Raw genomic sequence first — 3371 nt, forward strand, 5'->3', positions numbered from 1 at the left:
CGCAGGGTGCGTGTTCCGGGTTTTTAGGAGAATGAAATGAAAGTTTCGGCTTCGGTCAAAACAATTTGCCGCAACTGCAAGATCATCCGCCGCAAGGGCGTGGTGCGGGTTATCTGCACCGACCCGCGTCACAAACAGCGTCAAGGCTGATCGAACAACGCATTCAAGAGGTTACTCATGGCACGTATCGCTGGTATCAATATTCCGCCCCATAAGCACACCGAAATCGGTTTGACATCGATTTTCGGTATCGGTCGCACGCGCGCTCGCAAAATTTGTGAAGCGTGTGGCATTGCGTATGCGAAAAAAATCAAGGATTTGACAGACGCTGATCTGGAAAAAATCCGCGATCAAATCGCCCACTTCACCATTGAAGGTGACTTGCGCCGCGAAACCACTATGAACATCAAACGTTTGATGGACATTGGTTGCTACCGTGGTTTTCGTCACCGTCGCGGCCTACCGATGCGCGGTCAGCGCACCCGTACCAATGCACGTACCCGCAAAGGCCCCCGCAAGGCAGCCGCTGCACTGAAGAAATAACTGAGGGACCCCCATGGCAAAAGCACCCGTCAACTCAGCCGCACAACGCGTGCGCAAGAAAGTCCGCAAAAATGTGGCCGATGGCATTGCACACGTGCATGCTTCTTTCAACAACACCATCATCACCATCACCGATCGCCAAGGCAATGCCCTGTCCTGGGCCTCGTCCGGTGGTCAAGGTTTCAAGGGCTCACGCAAGTCCACACCGTTTGCCGCTCAGGTGGCATCCGAAGTGGCAGGTCGCGCAGCCATGGATCAGGGTATCAAGAACCTCGACGTCGAAATCAAAGGACCTGGCCCCGGCCGCGAGTCTTCTGTTCGTGCGTTGGCAGCCCTGGGCATTCGCATCAACTCTATTTCTGATGTGACGCCGGTTCCCCACAACGGATGCCGTCCGCAAAAGCGCCGTCGCATCTGATTTCAAACCAAGCCCACCGCCGTTGTTGCAAGCAATAACGGCTCCCCGTTTTTATAGCGGGCAGATGACAAAAAGGAAGTTCAAGTGGCACGTTACTTAGGCCCCAAGGCCAAACTCTCCCGCCGAGAAGGCACAGATTTGTTTTTGAAGAGCGCTCGTCGCTCTATCGCAGACAAATCCAAGTTCGACAGCAAGCCCGGACAGCATGGCCGCACCTCTGGCCAACGTATGTCTGACTTCGGCTTGCAGTTGCGCGAAAAACAAAAAGTCAAACGCATGTATGGCGTGTTGGAGCGTCAGTTCCGTCGCTACTTTGCGATGGCTGACAAACAAAAAGGCAATACAGGTTCAAACCTGTTGTCTTTGCTCGAGTCGCGTCTTGATAACGTGGTTTACCGCATGGGTTTCGGCTCTACCCGAGCAGAAGCACGCCAATTGGTTTCTCACAAAGCCATCACGGTCAATGGCCAACAGGTGAATATTCCTTCTTACCTGGTCAAAGCAGGCGATGTGGTGAGCGTTCGTGAAAAATCCAAAAAACAAGGTCGTGTGATCGAAGCCCTTCAATTGGCAACCCAAGTAGGCATGCCTGCATGGGTAGACGTCAATATCGACAAAGCGGAAGGCATATTCAAGAAAGCGCCTGACCGTGACGAATTTGCGGCTGACATCAACGAATCTTTGATCGTTGAGTTGTATTCGCGTTAACCGAGGCAACACTGCCTCTTGAATCCGCCGCCCCGTGCGCTGTTGTACGGGGGTCATCATCTAGCCTTACCGGTGTAACGAACCGGGGGCATTGAGAGGGAAAAAACGAATGCAAACAAATCTTTTAAAGCCCAAAGCTATCCAAGTAGAACAACTTGGCCACAACAAATCCAAAGTCACGCTCGAGCCGTTCGAGCGTGGTTACGGCCACACGCTGGGCAATGCCTTGCGCCGTGTGTTGTTGTCATCCATGGTCGGCTATGCAGTGACCGATGTCACTATCGCAGGCGTGCTGCACGAATATTCATCGATTGACGGTGTACAGGAAGACGTGGTCAATATCCTGCTCAACCTCAAAGGCGTGGTGTTCAAACTGCACAACCGTGATGAAGTCACACTCAGTTTGCGCAAAGACGGTGAAGGTCAAGTCACCGCTGCAGACATTCAGACACCGCATGACGTGGAAATCATCAACCCCGAGCATGTGATTGCCAATTTGTCACACGGTGGCAAGATAGATATTCAATTGAAAGTTGAAAAGGGCCGTGGTTATGTGCCTGGCTCAATGCGCCGTCACGCGGACGAAGTCAACAAATCTATCGGTCGCATTGTGCTGGATGCTTCTTTCTCACCCGTCAAGCGCGTGAGTTACAGCGTTGAAAATGCCCGCGTCGAGCAGCGTACCGATCTGGACCGTTTGGTGGTTGAAATCGAAACCAATGGCGCCATCACTGCAGAAGATGCCGTGCGTTCGTCGGCCAAAATTTTGGTCGAGCAGTTGGCCGTGTTCGCGCAACTCGAAGGTAACGAGTTGGCCGCATTTGATGCGCCAGCACCGCGCAGCACCGCGCAGGTCGACCCGATCCTGTTACGACCCGTGGACGAACTCGAACTCACGGTTCGCTCTGCGAATTGCCTCAAAGCAGAAAATATTTTCTACATCGGCGATTTGATCCAGCGCTCAGAAAACGAATTGCTCAAGACGCCAAACTTGGGGCGCAAATCTTTGAACGAAATCAAAGAAGTGCTGGCTTCACGCGGATTGACTTTGGGTATGAAACTCGAAGGCTGGCCACCGAGCGGTCTTGAAGCAAAACGTATTTAAAACAAAACAGAGCGGTGTACACACCGCCTCCCCTGGCCGTACCTGATACGGCGGCCGGCAAAACAACGTCACCAAGGAAAAGATCATGCGTCACGGACACGGACTTCGCAAACTCAACCGCACCAGCTCACACCGACTGGCCATGTTGCAAAACATGATGAATTCGTTGATCGAACACGAAGTCATCAAAACCACATTGCCCAAAGCCAAAGAGCTGCGTCGCGTCATCGAGCCCATGCTCACACTCGGCAAAGAGCCCACACTCGCCAACAAGCGCTTGGCATTCAACCGCTTGCGTAACCGCGACAACGTGGTCAAGTTGTTTGCAGACTTGGGTCCTCGCTACAAAACCCGTCCCGGTGGCTACACACGTATTTTGAAAATGGGTTACCGCGTTGGTGACAACGCACCCATGGCATTGGTCGAGTTGGTTGACCGTCCAGAAGTACAAGACACACCCGCTACAAGCGAATAACAGTTACAATCAAGCACACGACGCGCGATGGAGCAGCCTGGTAGCTCGTTGGGCTCATAACCCAAAGGTCGCAAGTTCAAATCTTGCTCGCGCAACCAAACACACGACGCCCACTTTCAGTG

General features: G+C 52.9%; 6 protein-coding genes and 1 tRNA gene. All 7 read left to right on the top strand.

Annotated features, from left to right (window positions below):
• The first annotated feature begins 36 nt into the window (after window positions 1-36).
• The 7 genes from rpmJ (at window position 37) to AC9UG7_RS11260 (ending at window position 3347) form a co-directional block, all read left to right on the top strand.
• Window positions 37-150: a 50S ribosomal protein L36 gene (gene rpmJ, locus AC9UG7_RS11230; RefSeq protein ID WP_037485061.1), complete on the top strand. Its 114-nt coding sequence runs from the start codon at window positions 37-39 to the stop codon at window positions 148-150.
• Window positions 151-177: 27 nt separating this feature from the next.
• Window positions 178-543 carry a 30S ribosomal protein S13 gene (rpsM, locus tag AC9UG7_RS11235; RefSeq protein WP_509587752.1) on the top strand — a complete coding sequence of 122 codons (366 nt, stop codon included), beginning with the start codon at window positions 178-180 and terminating at the stop codon, window positions 541-543.
• Window positions 544-556: 13 nt separating this feature from the next.
• Window positions 557-961 carry a 30S ribosomal protein S11 gene (gene rpsK, locus AC9UG7_RS11240; protein ID WP_509579504.1) on the top strand — a complete coding sequence of 135 codons (405 nt, stop codon included), beginning with the start codon at window positions 557-559 and terminating at the stop codon, window positions 959-961.
• 84 nt (window positions 962-1045) lie between these two features.
• Window positions 1046-1669 (top strand): 30S ribosomal protein S4, encoded by a 624-nt coding sequence (gene rpsD / locus AC9UG7_RS11245; RefSeq protein WP_509587755.1) that lies wholly within the window; start codon window positions 1046-1048, stop codon window positions 1667-1669.
• A 109-nt stretch (window positions 1670-1778) separates the two neighbouring features.
• A complete protein-coding gene (locus AC9UG7_RS11250; RefSeq protein WP_509587757.1) occupies window positions 1779-2774 on the top strand; it encodes a DNA-directed RNA polymerase subunit alpha in 996 nt (331 codons plus the stop codon).
• An 85-nt stretch (window positions 2775-2859) separates the two neighbouring features.
• Window positions 2860-3249, top strand: a complete 390-nt coding sequence (gene rplQ / locus AC9UG7_RS11255) for a 50S ribosomal protein L17 (protein ID WP_509587760.1) — start codon at window positions 2860-2862, stop codon at window positions 3247-3249.
• A 21-nt stretch (window positions 3250-3270) separates the two neighbouring features.
• Window positions 3271-3347, top strand: a tRNA-Met gene (locus AC9UG7_RS11260).
• Window positions 3348-3371: the final 24 nt, after the last annotated feature.

Origin of the sequence: Limnohabitans sp., from assembly GCF_046052765.1 — a bacterium.
In the GTDB taxonomy this organism is placed as follows: Bacteria; Pseudomonadota; Gammaproteobacteria; order Burkholderiales; family Burkholderiaceae_C; genus Limnohabitans.

What these genes read in the sequence shown, in the direction of transcription:
- rpsM (WP_509587752.1), top strand. Translation starts at nt 178, where the DNA reads ATGGCACGTATCGCTGGTATCAATATTCCGCCCCATAAGCACACCGAA.
- AC9UG7_RS11250 (WP_509587757.1), top strand. Translation starts at nt 1,779, where the DNA reads ATGCAAACAAATCTTTTAAAGCCCAAAGCTATCCAAGTAGAACAACTT.
- rpmJ (WP_037485061.1), top strand. Translation starts at nt 37, where the DNA reads ATGAAAGTTTCGGCTTCGGTCAAAACAATTTGCCGCAACTGCAAGATC.
- rplQ (WP_509587760.1), top strand. Translation starts at nt 2,860, where the DNA reads ATGCGTCACGGACACGGACTTCGCAAACTCAACCGCACCAGCTCACAC.
- rpsK (WP_509579504.1), top strand. Translation starts at nt 557, where the DNA reads ATGGCAAAAGCACCCGTCAACTCAGCCGCACAACGCGTGCGCAAGAAA.